The 20,310-nt window shown below is 69.7% G+C and carries 22 protein-coding genes and 1 pseudogene; 11 read left to right on the top strand and 12 right to left on the bottom strand.

Going from position 1 to position 20,310, the window contains the following annotated elements; genetic code table 11:
- Positions 1–71 precede the first annotated feature (71 nt).
- The gene (locus tag AB0H50_RS32925) at positions 72–1,298 is read left to right on the top strand and encodes a benzoate/H(+) symporter BenE family transporter (RefSeq protein ID WP_357460465.1); all 1,227 of its coding nucleotides are present in this window, start codon (positions 72–74) and stop codon (positions 1,296–1,298) included.
- Here the strand turns inward: AB0H50_RS32925 and AB0H50_RS32920 are convergent.
- From AB0H50_RS32920 to pdhA, 3 genes are read right to left on the bottom strand one after another with little or no spacing between them, the layout of a single operon-like run.
- Entirely contained in the window at positions 1,288–2,628 is a 1,341-nt protein-coding gene (locus tag AB0H50_RS32920; protein WP_357460462.1) for a dihydrolipoamide acetyltransferase family protein, read from the bottom strand. The genes AB0H50_RS32925 and AB0H50_RS32920 overlap by 11 nt on opposite strands.
- A gap of 27 nt (positions 2,629–2,655) precedes the next feature.
- On the bottom strand, positions 2,656–3,630 hold the full coding sequence (locus AB0H50_RS32915) for an alpha-ketoacid dehydrogenase subunit beta (protein ID WP_357460459.1): 975 nt from the start codon (positions 3,628–3,630) through the stop codon (positions 2,656–2,658).
- Positions 3,627–4,739 (bottom strand): pyruvate dehydrogenase (acetyl-transferring) E1 component subunit alpha, encoded by a 1,113-nt coding sequence (gene pdhA, locus AB0H50_RS32910; RefSeq protein WP_357460457.1) that lies wholly within the window; start codon positions 4,737–4,739, stop codon positions 3,627–3,629. The genes AB0H50_RS32915 and pdhA overlap by 4 nt, the downstream gene beginning before the upstream one ends.
- A 143-nt stretch (positions 4,740–4,882) precedes the next feature.
- On the opposite strand from pdhA, the gene AB0H50_RS32905 reads away from it, so the two are divergent.
- Genes AB0H50_RS32905 through AB0H50_RS32895 form a run of 3 tightly spaced genes read left to right on the top strand, consistent with a single transcriptional unit; the run spans position 4,883 to position 6,462 of the window.
- Positions 4,883–5,377 carry an Lrp/AsnC family transcriptional regulator gene (locus AB0H50_RS32905; RefSeq protein ID WP_357460454.1) on the top strand — a complete coding sequence of 165 codons (495 nt, stop codon included), beginning with the start codon at positions 4,883–4,885 and terminating at the stop codon, positions 5,375–5,377.
- A 24-nt stretch (positions 5,378–5,401) separates the two neighbouring features.
- Positions 5,402–5,617, top strand: coding sequence for an SDR family NAD(P)-dependent oxidoreductase (locus tag AB0H50_RS32900; protein ID WP_357460452.1), 216 nt, complete (start codon positions 5,402–5,404; stop codon positions 5,615–5,617).
- Positions 5,611–6,462 carry a nucleoside hydrolase gene (locus tag AB0H50_RS32895; RefSeq protein ID WP_357460449.1) on the top strand — a complete coding sequence of 284 codons (852 nt, stop codon included), beginning with the start codon at positions 5,611–5,613 and terminating at the stop codon, positions 6,460–6,462. The genes AB0H50_RS32900 and AB0H50_RS32895 overlap by 7 nt, the downstream gene beginning before the upstream one ends.
- On the opposite strand, the gene AB0H50_RS32890 is transcribed toward AB0H50_RS32895, so the two are convergent.
- A complete protein-coding gene (locus tag AB0H50_RS32890; RefSeq protein WP_357460573.1) occupies positions 6,452–6,844 on the bottom strand; it encodes a thioesterase family protein in 393 nt (130 codons plus the stop codon). The genes AB0H50_RS32895 and AB0H50_RS32890 overlap by 11 nt on opposite strands.
- 26 nt (positions 6,845–6,870) lie before the next feature.
- The gene (locus AB0H50_RS32885) at positions 6,871–7,875 is read right to left on the bottom strand and encodes an AraC family transcriptional regulator (RefSeq protein ID WP_357460447.1); all 1,005 of its coding nucleotides are present in this window, start codon (positions 7,873–7,875) and stop codon (positions 6,871–6,873) included.
- Between the two features lie 80 nt (positions 7,876–7,955).
- On the opposite strand from AB0H50_RS32885, the gene AB0H50_RS32880 reads away from it, so the two are divergent.
- On the top strand, positions 7,956–8,813 hold the full coding sequence (locus tag AB0H50_RS32880; RefSeq protein ID WP_357460444.1) for an NAD(P)H-binding protein: 858 nt from the start codon (positions 7,956–7,958) through the stop codon (positions 8,811–8,813).
- A 478-nt stretch (positions 8,814–9,291) separates the two neighbouring features.
- On the opposite strand, the pseudogene AB0H50_RS32875 reads toward AB0H50_RS32880, so the two are convergent.
- The 5 genes and pseudogenes from AB0H50_RS32875 to AB0H50_RS32855 all read right to left on the bottom strand — a co-directional run.
- Positions 9,292–10,569, bottom strand: a pseudogene (locus AB0H50_RS32875) (MFS transporter); the annotation flags it as partial.
- Positions 10,570–10,609: 40 nt separating this feature from the next.
- Positions 10,610–11,740, bottom strand: coding sequence for a DUF5925 domain-containing protein (locus AB0H50_RS32870; protein WP_357460443.1), 1,131 nt, complete (start codon positions 11,738–11,740; stop codon positions 10,610–10,612).
- A gap of 124 nt (positions 11,741–11,864) precedes the next feature.
- Positions 11,865–13,283 carry an NAD(P)(+) transhydrogenase (Re/Si-specific) subunit beta gene (locus AB0H50_RS32865; RefSeq protein ID WP_357460440.1) on the bottom strand — a complete coding sequence of 473 codons (1,419 nt, stop codon included), beginning with the start codon at positions 13,281–13,283 and terminating at the stop codon, positions 11,865–11,867.
- 3 nt (positions 13,284–13,286) lie between these two features.
- Positions 13,287–13,607 carry an NAD(P) transhydrogenase subunit alpha gene (locus AB0H50_RS32860; RefSeq protein WP_357460438.1) on the bottom strand — a complete coding sequence of 107 codons (321 nt, stop codon included), beginning with the start codon at positions 13,605–13,607 and terminating at the stop codon, positions 13,287–13,289.
- Entirely contained in the window at positions 13,607–14,722 is a 1,116-nt protein-coding gene (locus tag AB0H50_RS32855; protein WP_357460435.1) for a Re/Si-specific NAD(P)(+) transhydrogenase subunit alpha, read from the bottom strand. The genes AB0H50_RS32860 and AB0H50_RS32855 overlap by 1 nt, the downstream gene beginning before the upstream one ends.
- Positions 14,723–15,127: 405 nt before the next feature.
- On the opposite strand from AB0H50_RS32855, the gene AB0H50_RS32850 reads away from it, so the two are divergent.
- From AB0H50_RS32850 to AB0H50_RS32840, 3 genes are read left to right on the top strand one after another with little or no spacing between them, the layout of a single operon-like run.
- Positions 15,128–15,601: an HIT family protein gene (locus AB0H50_RS32850; protein ID WP_357460434.1), complete on the top strand. Its 474-nt coding sequence runs from the start codon at positions 15,128–15,130 to the stop codon at positions 15,599–15,601.
- Positions 15,598–16,437 (top strand): maleylpyruvate isomerase family mycothiol-dependent enzyme, encoded by an 840-nt coding sequence (locus AB0H50_RS32845; protein WP_357460432.1) that lies wholly within the window; start codon positions 15,598–15,600, stop codon positions 16,435–16,437. Before AB0H50_RS32850 ends, AB0H50_RS32845 begins: the two co-directional genes overlap by 4 nt.
- A 3-nt stretch (positions 16,438–16,440) precedes the next feature.
- Positions 16,441–17,079, top strand: coding sequence for a Type 1 glutamine amidotransferase-like domain-containing protein (locus AB0H50_RS32840; RefSeq protein ID WP_357460431.1), 639 nt, complete (start codon positions 16,441–16,443; stop codon positions 17,077–17,079).
- Between the two features lie 80 nt (positions 17,080–17,159).
- Here the strand turns inward: AB0H50_RS32840 and AB0H50_RS32835 are convergent, their stop codons facing one another.
- Together AB0H50_RS32835 and AB0H50_RS32830 are read right to left on the bottom strand one after the other, a co-directional pair.
- Positions 17,160–17,645, bottom strand: a complete 486-nt coding sequence (locus AB0H50_RS32835) for a GtrA family protein (RefSeq protein ID WP_357460429.1) — start codon at positions 17,643–17,645, stop codon at positions 17,160–17,162.
- Between the two features lie 154 nt (positions 17,646–17,799).
- Positions 17,800–18,111, bottom strand: a complete 312-nt coding sequence (locus AB0H50_RS32830) for a hypothetical protein (protein WP_357460427.1) — start codon at positions 18,109–18,111, stop codon at positions 17,800–17,802.
- A gap of 190 nt (positions 18,112–18,301) precedes the next feature.
- Here AB0H50_RS32830 and AB0H50_RS32825 point away from each other — a divergent pair, with 190 nt between their 5' ends.
- Genes AB0H50_RS32825 through AB0H50_RS32815 form a run of 3 tightly spaced genes read left to right on the top strand, consistent with a single transcriptional unit; the run spans position 18,302 to position 20,228 of the window.
- Complete coding sequence (locus AB0H50_RS32825) at positions 18,302–19,660, top strand: FAD-linked oxidase C-terminal domain-containing protein (RefSeq protein WP_357460425.1); 1,359 nt, start codon at positions 18,302–18,304, stop codon at positions 19,658–19,660.
- A 36-nt stretch (positions 19,661–19,696) separates the two neighbouring features.
- The gene (locus tag AB0H50_RS32820) at positions 19,697–19,900 is read left to right on the top strand and encodes a DUF2510 domain-containing protein (protein ID WP_357460422.1); all 204 of its coding nucleotides are present in this window, start codon (positions 19,697–19,699) and stop codon (positions 19,898–19,900) included.
- A gap of 43 nt (positions 19,901–19,943) precedes the next feature.
- Positions 19,944–20,228, top strand: a complete 285-nt coding sequence (locus AB0H50_RS32815) for a GNAT family N-acetyltransferase (RefSeq protein ID WP_357460419.1) — start codon at positions 19,944–19,946, stop codon at positions 20,226–20,228.
- Positions 20,229–20,310 lie beyond the last annotated feature (82 nt).

Here is a 20,310-nt window from a genome sequence, read left to right as displayed (position 1 = left end):
TCCGCGAAGTCGGTCCAGTTTCCGGGCACTGGCCGGTGACACGCCGTGCGACCAGCGGCAGTATCCGGGCAATGGCCAAGTTTTCCGCGCTCACCGCCCTCGATACCGCGCCGCGCGAAGCGCCCGCCGCCGGGCTCGCGCAGCCGCTCGGCGCTGGCGTGGTGACGGCACTGGTCGGGTTCACCAGTTCGTTCGCGGTGGTGTTGAGCGGGTTGACGGCGGTCGGCGCCACCTCGTCCCAGGCCGCGTCCGGGCTGCTCGCGCTGTGCGTCACCCAGGGCGTCGGGATCGTGCTGCTCAGTTACCGCTACCGCATGCCGATCACGCTGGCTTGGTCGACGCCCGGCGCCGCGCTGCTCGCGGGCGCGGGCACGATCGGGGGCGGCTGGCGGGCCGCGCTCGGGGCTTTCGCGCTGACCGGCGTGCTGATCGTGATCACCGGACTGTGGCAGCGGCTCGGGGACCTGGTCGCCGCGATTCCGGTCGAGATCGCGCAGGCCATGTTGGCGGGTGTGCTGCTGCCGCTGTGCCTCGCGCCGGTGCGGGCGGTGGCGACCAGTCCCGCGGTGGTGGTCCCGGTGATCGTGGTGTGGCTTGTGCTACAGCGCTTCGCCAAGCGCTGGGCGGTGATCGCCGCGTTCGGCGTCGCCGCCGTCGGTGCCGGCGTGAGCATCGTGGCCGAGCATCGCGCCGTCGATCTCGCCGCCATGGCGCCGACGGTGGAACTCGGTCTGCCGCAGTGGAATTGGCAGGCGATGATCGGCATCGCGATCCCGCTCTACATCGTCACCATGGCCTCGCAGAACATCCCTGGCACCGCGGTGATGCGGTCGTTCGGGTACCAGGTTCCGTGGCGGGCGGCCATGACCGTCACCGGCGTCGGCACCATCCTCGGCGCGCCCGCGGGCGGCCACGCGATCAACCTGGCCGCGATCAGCGCCGCCCTGTCCGCCGCGCCTGCCGCGCACCCGGATCCGAAGCGCCGCTGGATCGCGGCCTGCACCGCGGGCGTCGCCTACGTGCTGCTGGCCCTCGGCTCCGCGGCCCTGGTCACCCTGGTGGCCGCCGCGCCGGAGGGCACGCTGGAGACGGTGGCCGGGCTGGCGCTGCTGGCGACGCTGGCCGCGGCGCTGGCGGGTGCACTGCGCGCCGAAGAGCACCGCGAGGCGGGTGTGATCACCTTTCTCGTTGCCGCGTCCGGCGTCGGATTCCTCGGTATCGGCGCCGCGTTCTGGGCCCTGATCGCGGGTCTGATCGTGCGCTCGGCGCTCCGCACGCGCACCGCCGCTACCGGCTGAGCAGTGTGAGCGGGTCTTCCAGGAGTCCGGCGGTGGTGGTGAGGAAGCGCGCGGCAAGTTCCCCGTCGATCATGCGGTGGTCGAAGCTGACGCCGAGCGTGGTCACCCAGCGGACGGCCAGCTCGTCGCGAAACACCCAGGGCCGCCGTCGAATCGAACCGAGGCACAGAATCGCGGCCTCGCCGGGGTTGACCAGCGGCACCGCGGCGTCGACGCCGAAGACTCCGACGTTCGTGATCGTGAAGGTGCCGCCGCGCAGGTCGGCCGGTGTCGCCGAACCGGAGCGCGCGGTCTCGGCCAGCCAGCCGATCTCGCGGCACAGGTCGCGCAGGCCGAGCGTTTGCGCCTCTTTGAGATTGGGCACCAGCAGGCCGCGGGCGGTGGCCACCGCGATGCCGAGATTGACGTAGTGCTTGGTGACGATCTGCTGATTCGCCTCGTCCCAGTGGGCGTTCACGGCGGGGAACTCCGCGATGGCGGCGAGCGTCGCCTTGGCGACCAAGGCCAGCGGCGTGAGAGTCAGTCCGGCAAAGGATTTGGTGGTGCGCAGGTGATCGAGCAGCTCCATCGACGCGGTGCAGTCGAGCGCGACGAAGGCGCTGGCCTGGGGGATCGTCCGCGCGCTCGCCGACATGGCCGCCGCGGTGCGCTTGCGGATGCCGCCGACCGGTACGCGTTCCTCGCGCACCGAGGGGCGAATGACGCCGGCGTTCTGATCCGACTCCGACGGCGCGGTGCTCGTCGCGGGCGCGAGATCGGTCCGTGGCGCGGAGGGCCGCGGCGGTGAGACGGGCACCGCGCCGCGCACGTCGTCGACGGTGACCGCGCCGTTCGGACCGGAACCGGCGACGAACCACAGATCGATGCCGAGTTCCTTGGCCAGCTTGCGAGCGGCGGGCGTCGCCGCGGCGCGCGCTTCCGGCGCGGGCCTGCGCCTGCGCGTCTCGGCTTCGCCTTCGGGTCCGTAGCCGACGAGCACCGATCTACGGCCGTTGCCGTCCGCGGTGTCGGGTCCTGGCGACGGCGCCGCGGCCGTCTCCGCTTCGGTCTGGTCGGCGGCCACCGCCGACGGGGGCGACGCGATCCGCACCCGGATCAGCGACGCGCCCACCTCGACCGTCTCCCCCGGCTCGACGAGCAACTCCTCGACCCGGCCTGCGAACGGCGAGGGCAGCGCCACCACGGCCTTGGCGGTCTCCACCTCCGCGATGGTCTGATTCAGCTCGATGTCGTCGCCGACGGCCACCGACCAGGACACCACCTCGGCCTCGGTGAGTCCCTCCCCGAGATCCGGGAGCCGGAATTCCAGAACGTGGCCGTCGTCTTCCACGGGAGCGCCTCTCGGATCGGATCGATGTCAGGCGGCGAGCGAACGATCGACCGCGGCGAGGATGCGATCGGCGTCGGGCAGGTGATGCTTCTCGAGCTTAGCCGGGGGGTAGGGGATGTCGAACCCGCCGACGCGCAGCACCGGCGATTCCAGGTGATAGAAGCAGCGCTCGGTGATCCTGGCCGCGATCTCGGCGCCGAGCCCGCCGAAGACGGGCGCCTCGTGCACCACGACCAGCCTGCCGGTCTTGTCGACCGATTCCTCGATGGTGTCGAAATCGATCGGTGCGAGGCTGCGCAGGTCGATGACCTCGAGCGAATGCCCTTCCTCCGCGGCGATTTTCGCGGCCGTCAACGCCGTGGCGACGGTGCCGCCGTACGCGACGAGGGTGGCGTCCTCGCCCGTGATGCAGACGCGCGCCCGATCCATCGGCAGCTCGGGCGCGGCTCCGAAATCGATGTCGGCCTTGTCCCAGTAGCGCCGCTTCGGCTCGAAGAAGACGACCGGGTCGTCCAGCGCGATCGCTTGGCGCAGAAGGTGGTACGCGTCGCCCGGGTTGCTCGGCGAGGCCACCCGCAGCCCGGCGGTGTGCGCGAAGTACGCCTCCGGCGATTCGGAATGATGCTCCACCGAACCGATGCCGCCGCCGAACGGAATGCGAATCGTGATGGGCGCGATCACCTTTCCCTTGGTGCGGTAGTGGATCTTGGCGACCTGGGAGACGATCTGGTCGAACGCCGGATAGACGAACCCGTCGAACTGGATCTCGCAGACCGGGCGATACCCGCGCAGCGCCATGCCGAAAGCCGTTCCGACGATGCCGGATTCGGCCAGCGGGGTGTCCACGACGCGGTTGTCGCCGAAATCCTTCTGCAGCGTGTCGGTCACCCGGAAGACGCCGCCGAGCTTGCCGATGTCCTCGCCCATGAGCACGACCTTCGGATCGTCCTCCAGCGCCCGGCGCAGCCCGGTGTTCAGCGCGTTGGCGAAGGTAGTGATCATGGGCGTGCTCCTTCCGGTCGCGCGGAGGAAGAACCGGGGTCGCCGGTCAGGTACTCCGCGTATTCCCGCCGCTGTTGATCGAGCAGCGGATGCGGTGTCGCGTAGACGTGGTCGAACAGCTCCATCGGCGCCGGGTCGGGCATCTCGATGGTCGCGCTGCGCAACTGCCGCGCGACGTCGTCGGCGTGGGCGGCGACCCGCCGTTCCCAGTCCTCGTCGAGCAGACCCTCCCGTTCCAGCAACCTGCGCACCCGGTCGATCGGGTCGCGGCGCTTCCACTCCTCGGTCTCGGCCGCGGAGCGGTAGCGGGTCGGGTCGTCGGCGGTGGTGTGCGGACCCATCCGGTAGGTGAGCGCCTCGATGAAGGACGGCCCGCCGCCCGAGCGCGCCCGCGCCACGGCCTGCCTGGTCACCGCGAGCACGGCGAGCACGTCGTTGCCGTCGACCTGCACGCCGGGCATGCCGTACCCGTACGCGCGCCGCGCGATCGGCGTCGCGCTCTGCACCCGCACCGGCACGCTGATCGCCCAGTGGTTGTTCTGGCAGAAGAAGACCACCGGCGCGCTCCAGCTCGCGGCGAAGCCGAGCGCCTCGGCGATGTCGCCCTGGCTGGTCGCGCCGTCGCCGAAGTAGGCGATGGTGGCGATCTCGGCGCCGTCCAGGTGCGCGGCGTAGGCGTATCCGGTGGCGTGCAGGCCCTGCGATCCGACCACGATGTTCGGGTTGGTCATGTTCACCGTGCCCGGATCCCAGCAGTAGTGCGCCGCGCCGCGCCACAGCCGGGTGAGGTCGGCGGGCGAGACGCCGCGGCAGTAGGCGACGGCGGCTTCGCGGTAGCTGCAGAACACGTAGTCGTCGGGATGCAGCGCGCGCGCCGAGCCGACCTGGGCGGCCTCCTGCCCGAGCAGCGGCGGCCACAGGCCGAGCTGTCCTTGCCGCTGCAACGCGGTCGCCTCGACGTCGATGCGGCGGGTGACCACCATGTCCTCGTAGAGCGCGCGCAGCTGGTCCGGTCCGACGTCCGCGACGAGCGCGGCGTGCCTGCGATCGAGAACACGGCGGCCGTCGGGCTGGATCAACTGCACCGGGTATGTGGGCTTCTCCGCCATGGCCGCTCGCCTCCTCATCTGCGCCGAGCACGAATGTGTCCTACCTCACAGCATCCACGAGAAAGCGGTCTGCGCAAGTGCCCGAGACACGAATGAGCAGAATGCTCAAATCGGCCCGCCCGGCTGGTGTCATACTGCGTTGTATGTCCAGTAAGGAACCCGTCGACGCCACGTTGGACGCCACCGACGCGCGCCTGCTGCTGGAGCTGGTGGCCAATCCGAGGGCGACCGGCGTCGAACTGGCCAACCGCCTCGGCCTTTCCCGCAACACCGTGCAGGCGCGGCTGTCGCGGTGGGAGGCCAGCGGCGTGCTCGGGAGCTTCGAACGACGGGTGCAGCCAAGGGCGCTGGGGTATCCGCTCGCCGCGTTCGTCGCGGTGGTCGTCGATCAGCACCAATTGGATTCGGTGGTGGACGAACTCGCCGAGGTCCCCGAGGTCACCGAGGTGTGCGGCATGACAGGGCTCACCGATCTCACCGTCCGGGTCGTCGCCCAAGACGCCGACGATCTTTATCGAATCGCCGGGCAGATCCTCAAGATTCCGGGCGTCGAGCGCACCAATATGGCGCTGGTGATGCGGGAACTGGTGGGTCCGCGTACCGCGCCGCTGCTGGATCGACTGGCCGGAACCAGCTGAGCTCCGGCCGCGTATGGTGCGGGCATGGGGATTTCGGGAAAGGTCGCGATCGTCACGGGGGCGGGCGCGGGGATCGGGGCGGCTCTGGCGCGGCGGCTCGCCGAGCGCCGAGTGCGCGTCATGGTCGCCGACATCGACGCGGAGTCGGCCGCCGCGGCGGCGGAATCCCTTGGCGCGCATGCCGTTTCCGTGAGTGGCGACGTCTCTGACGAGCGTGTGATCCAGGCGCTCGCGTGCTGATCATCGACACCGATCTCGGCGGCGACCCGGACGACGCGATCGCGCTGGCGGCGGCGAGCAGGCTGCCCGAGCTCGCGCTGGTCGTGACGAGCGACGAATGCGGCGGCAGGCGCGCGCGTCTGACCCGCCACCTGCTCGATCTGCTCGGCCGCTCCGATGTCCAGGTCGTGGCCGGCATCGATCTGGGGAACGAAAGATATTGGGCCGCTGACGGTCTGATTCCCGACGCGGTACCGGAACAGCCGACGGACGTCGCCGCCGCCGTGGACGCGGCGCTGCGTGCGCATCCGGGCGAGATCCGGTGGCTCGGCATCGGTCCGCTGTCCAATCTCGCCGCGGTCCTCACCTCGGTTCCCGATGCGCGGCGTCTGCGGATCACCCAGATGGGCGGCGGGCTCACCTATCGGCACGCCGACCGCGCCGAGCACAACGTCCGGCTCGACGTCGAGGCCGCTCGCACCGTGCTGCATGCCGGGATGCCGCTGCGTGTGCTTCCGTCGAACATCAGCTTCGTCCCGGACAACGAGATCACCACGGACGCAACCGAATACCGGTTGCTCGCCGGCGCCGACGGTCCGTGGGCATTGATCCGCGCCCACATCGACCAATGGTTCGCGGCCTTCCATCCCGGCACCATGCAGGCCGACGCACTCGCGCTCGCCTTGGCCATGGACCAGCCGTTCGTGCGCACCGCGCGCACGGGCGTCGACCTCGACGACATCGGGCGGATGGTGCCGGGCGAGTGCCAGGTCGACCTGGCCGAGCAGGCCGACTATCCGCGGTTCCGCGCCTGGCTGACCGAACGGCTCCGGCTCGGGATCGCCGAGAGCGCCGTCAGTCCGTGACGAGCTCGGCGGCCGCGGTGCGGATCACCTCGGGGATCTCGACCGGCTTGCGCGTCTCGGAGTCCACGTAGACGTGCACGAAGACGCCCGTGGCCACGAGCTCGAGTGAGCCGTCGGCGTCGCGGAAGATCGCCAGATCGTAGGTGATGCTGGAACGGCCGAGCCGGGAGATGCGCAGGCCGACCTGGAGTTGGTCAGGGAAACTGATCGAGCCGAGGTACTGGCACGAAGTCTGCGCGACCACGCCGAGCGCGGGCAGATCCCTGATGTCGGTGCCGGTCGCGCGCATCAACCAGGCGTTCACCGCGGTGTCGAAGTACGAGTAGTACGTCACGTTGTTCACGTGGCCGTAGTGGTCGTTGTCCGCCCACCGGGTCGGCATCGGCCAGAGCACGGGATACTGCTGCGTCACCCGGCCGACGATAGCTCAGCGGCGGCCGCGCCTAGCCGGTGGTCGCGCGGACTGACCCCGAAGTGGCGTTTGAAGGCGGCGCTGAGCGCGAACGCCGAACCGTAGCCGACCTGGCGCGCGATGGCCTCGATGGTGGCGTCGGATTCCTGGAGCAGGTCGGCCGCGAGCGCGAGGCGCCATTCGGTGAGGAAGGCCATCGGCGGTTCGCCCACCAGATCGGTGAATCGACGGGCCAGCGCGGCGCGCGACACCCCGACGGCCTCGGCGAGGCTCGCGACGGTCCAGCCGTGCGCCGGGTTGTGCTGGAGCAGGCGCAGGGCCTTGCCGACCAGCGGATCGCTGTAGGCGTGGTACCAGGCGGGCGCGTCGTTGCGGGCGAACCAGGCGCGCAGCGCGGCGATCAGCACCAGGTCGAGGAGGCGGTCCAGCACCGCGCCTTGGGCGGGCTGATCCTTGGTGGCCTCGTCGGCGAGGATGTCGAGCAGACGGCTGTCGAAATCGCCGTGCGGGAGCACCGCGATGGGCGGCAGGGCACGCAGCAGACGTTGACTCGCCGCGCCGGCGGACTCGTAGGTTCCGGTGACCATCATGGTGGCGCCCTCCGGATCGGTTCCCCATTGGCGGACGCCCAGACTCAGCGTCTCGCAGAGGATTTCACCGTCGGGTGTCTTCGTGACCTGACCGGGGTGGATGATGATCTGCGGCGGGGTCGCCGGGTCGTCGGCGACGGTGTAGGGGTGCGGGCCGCGGAAGATGGCGACGTCGCCCGCGTGCAGTTGGCGCGGTTCGCTGGTCGAAACCCTGCTCGGCTCTTGCGTTTTCGGCTTCGCGCTTGGCGCAGGCCGGTCCGGGACGATCCAGGCGGTGCCGCGGATCATCGACAGCACGGTGAGCGGCGCTTCGTCCTGGATGCGCAACGACCACGGCGGATCGAGCAGCGAACACATCAGGAACGCGCCCCTGGCGCGCGGACCTTCGAGCAGACTGGCGAGCGCATCCACGTGTCCAGGGTAGACGCAGACGCATGGTTGCGAGCGGCTGAACCATGTTCCGTCTCGGCTCCGGGCGATGTACTTGGTACATGAACAGCAGCGACAACGCCAAGCCCCGCACCCTCGTCACCGGAGGCACCGGTAAGACCGGTTCCCGGGTGGCAGCCCGGCTCGCGGCGGGCGGGCACGAGGTCCGCATCGGGTCCCGCTCCGCGGAGATTCCGTTCGACTGGACGGACCGCGCCACCTGGGGGCCCGCACTGACCGATGTGGACGCCGTCTACCTCGCCTACCAGCCCGATCTCGCCGCACCGGGCGCTCCGGACGTCATCAGGGCGTTCAGCGCGGCCGCCGAAGCCGCCGGCGTGCGCAAGCTGGTGCTGCTGTCCGGACGCGGCGAACCGGAGGCGCTGGACTGCGAGCGGATCGTACGGGAATCCGGACTGGCGTGGACCGTGGTGCGCTGCGCGTTCTTCGCCCAGAACTTCAGCGAGGGCGCGTTCGCGGACTACATCCTGTCCGGCGCGGTGGCGTTGCCCAACGGCGACGTGCCCGAACCGTTCGTGCACGCCGACGACATCGCCGACGTAGCGGTCGCCGCGCTGACCGAATCCGGGCACGACGGCGAGGTCTACGAACTCACCGGACCGCGCGCGTTGTCCTTCGCCGAGGCGACCGCCGAGATCGCGCTGGCGACCGGCCGCGACATCGGGTTCGTCCCGATCACCCGCACGGAATTCGTTGCGGGTCTGACCGAATACCAGGTGCCTGCGGACGAGATCAGTCTGCTGGACTACCTCTTCGGCACCCTGCTCGACGGCCGGAACTCCGCGGTCACGGACGGCGTGCGGCGCGCGCTCGGCCGCGAGGCCAAGGATTTCGCCGAGTACGTCGCCGAGACCGCAGGGGCCGGGGTGTGGGCGGCGCCGGAGGTGCCCGTGCACTGAGCCGCGGTTCGACGCCGAATACTCGGCAACGGCACGGGATTCGAGCAAGAGGCAACGTCGCCTCGGGGTACGGCTCGATGTGACGGGTGATGCGATCCGACGGAATAGCGGATGGCGAAGACCGGTTGAAAGATAAGGCGAGGAATGTACCCACCCGCGGACGTGGAGTTCAACGGCGAGCGCCACGCAACCGGATCGCTCGGGCCAACGATGTCCCGGACCGGATCTGCGGGTGGGTGCTGAGGGTGGTGATCGATCGCGGTTGGCGACGATGCGCTGCGCGGCGAGGTTGCCCATGAATCGGGCGGGTCACCGTGGCGAGCCGCTACGTTGGCGAAGGACAGCCGATCAATTGCCCTGCGGTCGGCGCGAGCCGAGGGGAGTCGGATTTCGGCTCGCGGGCCGCCGTCGTGAACCGCCTTTCTCTCCCCGTCGGGTGTCGGCCTCGACGCCAGGGGCAGCAGCTGCGTGACATTGATCAGTGGGCATCGTCGGAGGCCCTGGTATCGCTGGGGGATTCGACGGCTGGCTCCGGCTCCGCCGGGGCGACGACACCCGCTCGCCAGGCGCAGAGGAGTACCGCGACGAGCGGGACCACCATGGCGGTGGTGAGCGGGATCAGTTCGGTGAGCCAGCCGATGATGGCGGGGCCCGCGAGCAGGCCGAGGTAGCCGAGGCCGAAGACCCGGGACATGTCGGTGGCGGCGGTGCGGGTGCCGAGATTGCCCGCGGCCGTGAAGATCTGCGGGACGCTGCCGGACAGACCGAGGCCGCAGAGCGCCCAACCGGTCAGCGTCAGCGGCGTCCAAGGCGACAGCATGATGAGGCCGAGGCCGAGGGCGGCGAGCAGGGTCCCGTAGCGGACCACGGCGACCCGGCCGAACGCGCCGCTGACGCGGTCGGCGGCGAAGCGGCCCGCGGTCATGGTCACAGAGAACGCGCCGAACGCCAGCGCGGCGGTGGCTTGGTCGACGCCGAGGTGTTCGCGCATGTGCAGGGTGCTCCAGTCGGCGGCGACGCCTTCCGCGAGCAGCACCGCGAAGGCGAGCGCGGCCAACGCCAGCACCTTGCGCCCGTGCCCGGGTTCCGGGACGTCGGCGGCGTCCTCGGTGTGCGCGGGGCCGATCACTTCCGAGCCGGGCGGCTCCGGCCGGTGCGGCGTGGCGGCACCGGGCAGCAGACGCGGAACGCTTGCGGCCACCAGCGCCAGGCAAGCCACCGAGGCCAGGACGAGCGTGCCGCGCACGTCCCAGCCCGCGCGCAGCGCGGCGGCGCCGAGCAGCGAACCCAGCAGCCCGCCGCCGGAGAACAGCGCGTGGAACGCCGACATGATCGGACGTCCATAGGCCCGCTCGACCTGCACCGCTTGGGCATTCATCGAGACGTCCAACGCGCCGTTGCCGAACCCGAAGCAAGCCAGTGCCGCACCCAACGACACCGGGCCGGTCGCGAATCCCGGACCGAGCACGGCCACCGATGCCGTGAACGCCGCCGCGCCCACCAGCCTGCCGCTGCCGAACCGGTCGGCGAGCGGCCCCGCGATCCGCATGCCGACGATGCCCGCACCGGCCATGAGCAGAATGAACATGCCCAACGTCGAATGGGAAACACCCGTCCGATCGGTGATCACCGGGATGTGCACCACCCACATCGCCAGCAGGAACCCGTTCAGACCGAATACCGTGAAAACCGCACCCCGCGCGAGGCGCGTTCGCCCGTCGACCGTCATGGCTGGCACCACTTCGACGGTACCTGGGCGTCGCGCGACGGGTGCTGGTTCTCCGGCGCACGCACTCCTAGAGGTACATCCCCGATTCCGGCCGGGCCGCGGTGGTGTCGATGCGGTTCGCGCCGTGTTGCAGGGCGAGGAGTTCGGCGAGGGAGACGCCCTCGTCGGGGACGGTGGCGGAGGAAGAGCCCAGCCAACGGCGCGCTTCGGCGGCGGAGAGGTGGCCGATCTCCAGTTGCGCCAGGCAGCGGCCGGGGCGGGTGACGGCGGGGTGCAGGCGAGACAGGTCTTCATTGGTGGTGATGGCGACGAGCACGTCGCGGCCCTGGCCGAGCATGCCGTCGGTGAGGTTCAGCAGTCGGGAAAGCCCCTGGCCCGCCGATGCTTTCGCTTCGGCCCTGATGAGCTCGTCGCAGTCCTCCAGCACCAGCAGCCGCCAGCGGCGCTGTTCGCCGTCGACCTCGGTGGCGGCCGACATGAGGTAGCCGGGCTGGCTGAACAGCATCTCCGGATCCATCACGCAATCGACCTGACACCACGGCGCCCACGCCCTCGCCAACGCGCGCAACGCGGTGGTCTTCCCGGTGCCGGGCGGGCCGTGCAGCAACAGCAGCCGACCGCGAATGTCGTTCGGCGACAATGCCATCAGCCGGTCCAGCGCGGCCGCGGCCAGATCCGGGTAATTGCGGCGGATATCCGGCCAGACCGGTGTCTCGATGTCGTGTTGACGCCGCCGCGGACCATGCTGCCCGTGCAGGTACCAGAATCCCATCTGGATGCCGTCGTCCACCGGGGACGGCTCCTCGGCGTCCCGGATCGATTCGGCCAGAATGTCGTCCGCCAGTTCGTCGGTGACGGCCGTGACCTCGACCACCGCGGACCGGTCGGCCCAGCGGTCGGCGCGCAGTGTCCAGCCGTCGCCGACCACGAGGATCGACCTGCTGTTGTCCTCCTCGATGGCGCGGGCGACCCGCGAACCCGCCGGGCGCAGCGGCGCGTCGACCCGCACCCGTTCGAGCTGCTTCTTTCGGTAGCGGGCCTGATCGCCTCGGACGAACGGGGTCAGCGCGAGCACGTCGAGCACATCGCGCGGTGAGTAGTACGAGTCCAGTGCGACGGACCACCGCAGGCTCTCGGCCGGATCGGCCGGACCCGTCTCGGGCCCGATCAATCGAAGTGGTTCCTTGCGTTCCAACATTCCGACCATGATCGGCGTGTCGGACCGGCGGCGTCCACCGAATTAAACCCACGACGAAACGAAGCGGCCCCCCGCTCCGGTGGAGCGAGGGGCCGCCGTACTGCTTTCTACAGCGCCTCGAGCTCTACAGCGCCTTCAGCTCCTCGGTGACCGCGCCGACGGACTTCTTGGCGTCGCCGAACAGCATCGAGGTGGTGTCGGCGTAGAACAGCGGGTTGTCGATGCCGGCGAAGCCGGAGTTCATCGACCGCTTGAGCACGATCACGCTCTTGGCCTGGTCGACGTTGAGCACGGGCATGCCGTAGATCGGGCTGGAGGCGTCCTCGCGGGCGGCGGGGTTGGTGACGTCGTTGGCGCCGATGACCAGGGCGACATCGGTGCGGCCGAACTCGCCGTTGATGTCGTCCATTTCCTTCATCGCGTCATAGGACACCTCGGCCTCCGCCAAGAGCACGTTCATGTGTCCGGGCATGCGACCGGCGACCGGGTGGATGGCGTACTTGACCTCCACACCCTTCTTCTCCAGCAACTCGGCCATTTCCTTGACCGCGTGCTGGGCCTGGGCGACGGCCATACCGTAACCGGGCACCACGATGACCTGGTTGGCGTAGGCCATCTGGATCGCGGCATCGGCCGCGGAGGTGGCCTTGGCCTGCTTCTGCTCACCGCCACCCGCGCCGGGCGCGGTGCCGCCGCCACCGAATCCACCGGCCACGATGGCGGGGATGGAACGGTTCATGGCCTTGGCCATCAGGTTGGTCAGGATGGTGCCGGACGCGCCGACGATCATGCCCGCCACGATCATCGCGGTGTTGTTGAGCGCCAGACCTGCCGCGGCGGCCGACAAACCGGTCAACGCGTTGAGCAGCGAGATGACCACGGGCATGTCCGCGCCGCCGATGGGCAGCACCACCATCAGCCCGAGCACACCGGCGGCGAGGAGCAGCAGCACCATCCACCACCACGGCGCGCCGCCGTCGGCGGCGCCGAGGCCGATCACCACCGCCGCGGCGATCGCGACAACCAGCAGCAGCAGGTTCAGCGGCTGCTGCAGCTTGCCGACACCGATCGGCTTGCCGGGCAGGATCTCCTGCAGTTTGCCGAAGGCGATCAGCGAACCCCAGAACGACACCGAACCGATGATCGCGGCGAACAGCGAGCCGACGATGATGTGCACGGTCGGTTCCTCACCGTGCTGGAAGTTCGAAAAGCCGGTGGTGTCGAGGAATTCCGCCCACGCGATGAGCGCGACCGTGCCACCGCCGACACCGTTGAACGCGGCCACCAGCTGCGGCATCGCGGTCATCTTGGTGAACCTGGCCGGTGGCACGCCGAGCGCGACACCGACGACGAGACCGGCGACGATGATGATCCAGTTACTGGTGTCGCGCACCGCGATCAGGGTCGCGACCACGGCGATGCCCATACCGACCGCGGCGATCCAGTTGCCGCGCACGGCGGTCTTGGGGCCGGTCAAGCCCATCAGACCGTAGATGAACAGCGAGAACGCGACGATGTAGAGGATGTTGACCAAGTTGTCCATGAGTTACTCGCCCGCCTTCTCGACCGCGGCGACCGGCTTCTTGGCCTTGAACATGCCCAGCATCCGGTCGGTCACCACGAAACCACCGACCACGTTCAGGGTTCCGAACACCACCGCGACGAACAGGATGATCTGGATGCCGATCGAGGGATCCTCCACCCGGCCCAGCGTCACCAACGCGCCCAGCACGACGATGCCGTGAATGGCGTTGGTACCCGACATCAGCGGGGTGTGCAGGGTGTTGGGGACCTTGGAGATGACGGCGAAACCGACGAACCCGGACAGCACCAGGATCGCGATGTTCGCCAACAGTTCGGTATACATCAGTTCACCTCACGAGTGACGCAGGAATCGGCCAGCACCTGATCGTCGAAGTCGGGGGCCACCTTGCCGTCGACCAGCATCAGCTCCAACAGGGCCGCGATGTTCTTGGAGTACAACTCCGAGGCGTGCTCGGGCATGGTCGCGGGCAGGTTCAGCGGCGAAGCGATGGTGACACCGTGCTTGACCACGGTCTCACCGGGTTCGGTCAGCTCGCAGTTACCGCCGGTCTCACCGGCCAAGTCCACGATCACCGAGCCCGGCTTCATGCCCTGCACCGCGGCGGCGGTCACCAGCCGCGGCGCGGGACGACCCGGCACCAGCGCGGTGGTGATCACCACGTCGAAGCCCTTGATCGCATCCTCGAGCGCCTGCTGCTGGGTGGCCTTCTCTTCCTCGGTCAGCTCACGCGCGTAACCGCCCTCACCGGCGGCGTCGATGCCGAGGTCCAGCCACTGCGCACCGACCGAACGCACCTGATCGGCGACCTCGGGGCGCACGTCGTAACCGGTGGTGCGGCCACCGAGGCGCTTGGCCGTCGCGAGCGCCTGCAGCCCGGCCACACCCACGCCGAGCACCAGCACCGTCGCGGGCTTCACCGTGCCCGCCGCGGTGGTCAGCATCGGGAAGAACCGGGTCGACTCCGACGCGGCCAAAAGGACGGCCTTGTATCCGGCGACGTTGGCCTGCGAGGACAGCGCGTCCATCACCTGCGCACGCGAGATACGCGGGATCGCCTCCACCGCGAACCCCTGCACACCGGCCGATTTCAGCGCCGGGATCTGGTTGTCGGCATTGCGCGGGGCCAGGAATCCGATCAGCGTCTGCCCGCCCGACAGCTTGGCCACCTCGGCGTCGCTCGGCGGGGCCACCTTCACGATCACCTCGGCCGACCACGGATCGCCGATGGTCGCGCCGGCCTCCACGTAGGCCTCGTCGGGAATGAGCGCACCCAGTCCGGCGCCGGCTTCCACGACCACTTCCACACCCTGCTTGAGCAGCGCCGGAATGATCTTGGGCACCAAAGCGACACGCCGCTCGCCCGCGTTGGACTCGCGAACGACTCCGACACGCGCGCCGCGCGGCGACGAGTCGCCAACGTTTTGCGTTGTCTCCACTGTCAGACTTCCTTCTCGTGCTGGCTGTTGGCCACCGACCGATGTCCAGATGAAGTTACTTGCGAGTAAGTTCGCCGAAAATCCTCGCAACTGTACCCGGCTCGCGGTGAGCGTAGCTGAGATGCCCGTCACAGGGCGTGGCCGGATTTCGCCCATATGCCGGATTTGCACCAAGTCGGCGCGGCCCGTCGCCACCTCCGTTCCCAGCACGCCGCCGCGATCACCTCGACTGCGATACTCGTCCGCGCAGGTGAGCGCCACAAGAACGAACCTAGAGGTCTCTTACTTACCGGAACATCAGCGAACTGGTCAGGCGCTCGAGACCGGGCCTCGGAGTGACGGGCGTCATGTTCGACGGAGGGTTCGGGGTGTTCCGCGCCACTCGTACACCGTATGGTCGCGGGTGTGAACGACTGCGTCTTCTGCCGCATCGTGGCGGGCGAAGCTCCGGCGACCAAGGTCTACGAGGACGAACTGCTGTGCGCGTTCCTCGATATCCGCCCCGTCGCGCGTGGGCACACACTCATCGTGCCGAAGCGGCACGCGACCGAGTTGGCGGATCTCGATGCCGATCTCGGCGCGCTGGTCTTCCGGGCCGGGCACCGGATCGCGCTCGCCATGCGGCGCGGCAGCCTCGCCGCCGACGGTGCGAACCTGGTGCTCAACGACGGCAGAGCCGCGTTCCAGACCGTGCCGCACCTCCACCTGCACGTCATCCCGCGCAGGCACGGCGACAAGCTCAGCTTCGCCAAGGGCTTCCTGCTGCGCAGGCCGCACGACCCGCAGAGCACCGCCGACGCCATCCGGACGGGCCTGGCGACGCTGGCACGTCAAGACGACACCGAGGGCGTGGGCACCGAGGAAGGAACGCAGGCATGATCGACCAGACGATGGACCGCGCCGAGCTGACCGCGCTACTGGCCGACCAGTGGGAGGCCATCGCGGCCCTGGTCGCCGATCTGGACGAAAACCGGTGGCGCACACCGTCGCGGCTGCCAGGCTGGACCGTGTTCGACGTGGTCGCGCACGTGATCGGCACCGAATCGTGGCTGCTCGGCGAGAAGCCGCCGCCGCACGATCCGATGCGCGAGAAGACCGACGTCCGGTCGCTGCCGCACGTCCGCAACGAGACCGCGGTGCTCAACGAGATCTGGGTCGATCGGCTGCGGCCGCTGCCCGGCGCGCGTCTGCTGGAGCTGTTCCGCGAGGTGGCGGACCGACGGCTCGCGGCGCTGCGCGAGATGGACGACGCCGCATGGACGACACCCACCGTCTCGCCGATCGGTCAGGTCCCCTACGGCCGGTTCATGCGGGTGCGGCTGTTCGACTGCTGGATGCACGAACTCGACATCGCCGACGCGCTCGGCGTCCGCGTGGACGAGGGCGGCAGGCGCGCGGAGCTGGCGTTCGCCGAGTTCGCCGGGTCGGTGCCGCGGGTGGTCGTCAAGCTCGGCAAGGCGCCCACCGGGTCCCGCATCGCCTTCGTGCTGACCGGCGCGCTGCCGCAGACCCTGCGCATCGCGGTCGACGAGCGCGCCTCTTATGTGGACGCCTTCGACGGTCCCGCCGATGTCGAGATCACCATGGACTCCGGGCTTTTCGTGCGGCTCGGCGGCGGGCGCCGCCAGGCGGCCGATCACCTCGACGAGATCGCCGTCACGGGCGACGAGGAACTGGGCGGCCGCCTGGTCCGGCATCTGGCCTTCACCCTCTGAGCCGTGCGACTGTTCCTGGCCAGCTATCGGTTCGGCAAGCATGCGGATCGGCTCGCCGCGCTCGTCGGCGGGCCGGGCCGGGTCGCCGTGATTCCCAACGCCTGCGACGCCTGGCCCGCGGCGTGGTCGTCGGCGGTGACCAGCGACCTGGTGCCGCTGCGCAAGCTCGGCTACGCGCCGGAGGTGCTCGATCTGCGCGACTACCTCGGACGCGCGGCGGACCTGGAGCGGCGGCTCGCCGAGTTCCCGCTGCTCTGGGTGCGCGGCGGCAACACGTTCGTGCTGCGTGCCCAATTCGCGCGCAGCGGAGCCGATCTCGCACTCACCCGGCTACTCGCCGCCGACGCGCTCGTCTACGCCGGGTACAGCGCGGGCGCCTGCCTGCTCACCCCGGACCTGCACGGCCTGGAGTCGATGGACGATCCCCGCGAGGTGCCGCCGACCTGCGATGTCGAACCGAGTTGGGACGGACTGGGTTTCGTCGACCACCGGATCGTCCCGCACATCGACTCCCCCACCGACCCGGACGGCCTCGGCAACCGGCTCGCCGCGGACTACCGCGCCGCGGGGATCCCTCACTGGGCCCTCACCGACGACGAGGTGGTCGTGGTCGACGGCGACCAAGTCGAGCACCTCCGCTGACCATCACGCTCCCACACACCATATGTACGCCTCACATAGGCACCGACTATGCGAGGAGTGCAGACGTTATGTGGGAGCGGTCAGGCTGCGGGGGTGGTCTTGCGGAAGACGATCCAGCGCATCGCGCTGTACATATAGATGGCCTCGCAGGCGCCCGCGAGTAGGCGCGCCAGGTGGTATTCGACGCCGAGGGCGGTCAGTCCGCTACCGAGGCCGAGAATGAAGGCAAGGTAGTTGATCACGACGACCACGACGTACACCGCGGCCTGCCTGCCGACAGGGGCGTGCGAGTGGAAGTTGAAGGTGCGGTTGAGCACGAAGGCCAGTCCGAACGCGCAGATGTAGGCCACCGTGATCGAGACCGGCACCGGCCAGTTCCACCAGCCGTGGAACAACGTCAGCAGCACCAGGTCGACGCCGAAGGTGAAGCTGTTGATCAGCGCGAAACCGAGCAACGTCGGCGGGACCACCCGGTCGAGCCCCAACGGCAGCCGCGCGACGACGATCTCGCACCAACGGGTGAACCGGTCGGCAATGGAATCGGTGGCGACGGCCAGATCGGGCACGCAGCCAGCATGGCAGCGGCAAGTGTCCGTCAGGTGAGCTGTTGGCAAACCCGCGGGAGCGCGGCCGATCTCGGTCGCGGTGCGATCCGGGCCGACAGCTCCGATAGTCGCCGGGCCGCGCGGCCTCGGCCGAGCCCGCCGCACCGGCAAACGATCAGCCGATCCGGCCCAGCGGTTCCGGGCGGTCCAGGCTCGACCACGCCATCAGCCAGCGGCGGCGGGTGACGTCGTCGGCGTCGGCGAGCAGCGCGTCCAGCAGGATCCTCGGATCGCGGCGCCATTGCCCGGCGATGGTCGCCAGCGCCTCCTTGCCGAACAATCCGGACCGGTCCAGCGCGGTGAGCCAGGTACCGAACTCGCCCGCGTGGATGCTCCGCAGCGCCTCCAGATCGACTGCGCCGTCGGCGAACTCGTCGGCGAACAGCGCATCGACGAGCTCTCGGTAGTCCGGTGATTCGACCCGCATGCCGTCAACCCTCCGAATACGTGGCAGGTCTCCGGAATGGTCGAACGATCCGTCGGCCGCTGGCGTCCGCCGTCACGACGACGGCCGGTCCGCGCACGGCGAGCCCCTGCACCCGCGATTCTTGCCCGACGCGCCGCGAATTACCAGTCCGGCCGTACCAGTCGCCCGCAACGGCATAGTGTGGACAGGCGTGGACCTGCATGAACTCGTCGCCGCGCTGCCCGAGGGCGCAGTGCTCACCGATCCCGATCTACTGACCGGCTACCGGCAGGACTGGGCGCGCGATCCCGACGCGGGCACGCCTGCGGCGGTCGTCCGCGCCACCACCACCGAGGACGTCGCGGCGACCCTGCGCTGGGCGCACGAGCACCGGGTGCCTGTGGTCCCGCGCGGCGCCGGATCCGGGCTGTCGGGCGGCGCCACCGCGGTGGACGGCGGCATCGTGCTGAGCACCGAGCGAATGCGCGCGATCACCGTCGACCCGGTCACGCGGACCGCGGTCGTGCAGCCGGGTCTGCTGAACGCGGAGGTCAAGCGGGCGGTCGCCGAGCACGGGCTCTGGTACCCGCCGGATCCCTCGTCGTTCGAGATCTGCTCGATCGGCGGCAACGCCGCCACCAACGCGGGCGGACTGTGCTGTGTGAAGTACGGCGTCACCACCGACTACGTGCTCGGCATGGAAGTGGTGCTCGCCGACGGGACTCCGGTACGGCTCGGCGGGCCGCGCCTGAAGGATTCCGCGGGTCTCTCGCTCACCAAGCTGTTCGTGGGCAGCGAGGGCACGCTCGGCGTGATCACCGAACTCACGCTGCGGCTGCTGCCCGCGCAGCCGATGCAGAGCACCGTGGTCGCGAGTTTCGCCTCGCTCACCGCCGCCACCGAAGCCATCCTCGGCATCACCGGCACGCTGCGGCCGTCCATGCTCGAGTTCATGGACGCCATCGCCATCAACGCCGTCGAGGACGAGATGCGGATGGGGCTGGATCGCGGGGCCGCCGCGCTACTGGTCGCCCGGTCCGACGCACCGGGGAAATTCGCCGCGCGCGAGGCCGAGATCATCGTCGCGGCCTGCGAAAAGGCCGGCGCCACCGAGGTTTTCCACACCGAGGACGCCGAGGAGGGCGAGGCGTTCACCGCGGCGCGGCGCTTCGCGATTCCGGCGGTCGAACGGCTCGGCTCGCTGTTGCTCGAGGACGTCGGGGTGCCGCTGCCGCGCCTCGGTGATCTGGTCACCGGCGTCGCCGCCATCGCCGAACGCAACGACGTGACCGTCTCGGTGATCGCGCATGCGGGCGACGGCAACACCCACCCGCTGATCGTGCACGACCCCGCCGACGCCGACAACACCGAGCGCGCCCACCGCGCCTTCGGCGAGATCATGGACCTGGCCATCGCCCTCGGCGGCACCATCACCGGCGAACACGGCGTCGGCAGGCTCAAGAAAGCCTGGCTGCCCGACCAGCTCGGGCCCGATGTGATGGCGCTGACGCAGCGCATCAAGGACGCGCTCGACCCGCACGGCATCCTCAACCCCGGCGCGATCCTCTGACGCGGAACCCGCCCACCGGGCTTATACACTCGGCGCATGCTGTCCGCGACCGTCCTGCTGCTCGTGCTCCTCGTTGCCGTGCTCGCGGTGGTCAGCGGCATCATTGTCGTTGTTGTTCGATCCGGTAGAAAGCCGCGCTCGACGGTCGCACCCGGCTGGTACCCGGACCCGTCCGACGGACGGTTGCTCCGCTATCACGACGGCCGCGACTGGTCCCCCGCCACGCAACCGCGCCCCTGATGGAGTCCGGAACATTCCCGCGCACGAAGGAGTTGGCACCACCATGACCACCAGGCTCGAGCACAACGCCGCCGACACCCGATTCGAGATCTACGTCGACGACACCCTGGCCGGGTACGCCGACTACGCCGAGCGCGAGAACACCAAGGTCCGCGACTTCCACCACACCATGACCTTTCCCGAGTTCCGCGGGCAGGGCATCGCGGCCAAGGTGGTCGAGTACGCGCTCCAGGACTCCAGGGACGCCGGTTTCTCGGTGGTGCCGACGTGCTGGTACGTCGAGAAGTACATCGCCGACCACGGCGAGTACGCGAGCCTGGTGGCCTGAGTCGTAACCCCGGCCGTGCGGGGGGGGGCGGGGGGGGGCGGGGGGGCGCGGGCCGGGGGCGGAGACGGACCCGCCGCTGACT

Source organism: Nocardia sp. NPDC050793, from assembly GCF_040654065.1.
Taxonomy (GTDB): domain Bacteria; phylum Actinomycetota; class Actinomycetes; order Mycobacteriales; family Mycobacteriaceae; genus Nocardia.
Note: the sequence above shows the minus strand (reverse complement) of the source record. Positions and strands in the feature narration are given on the sequence as shown.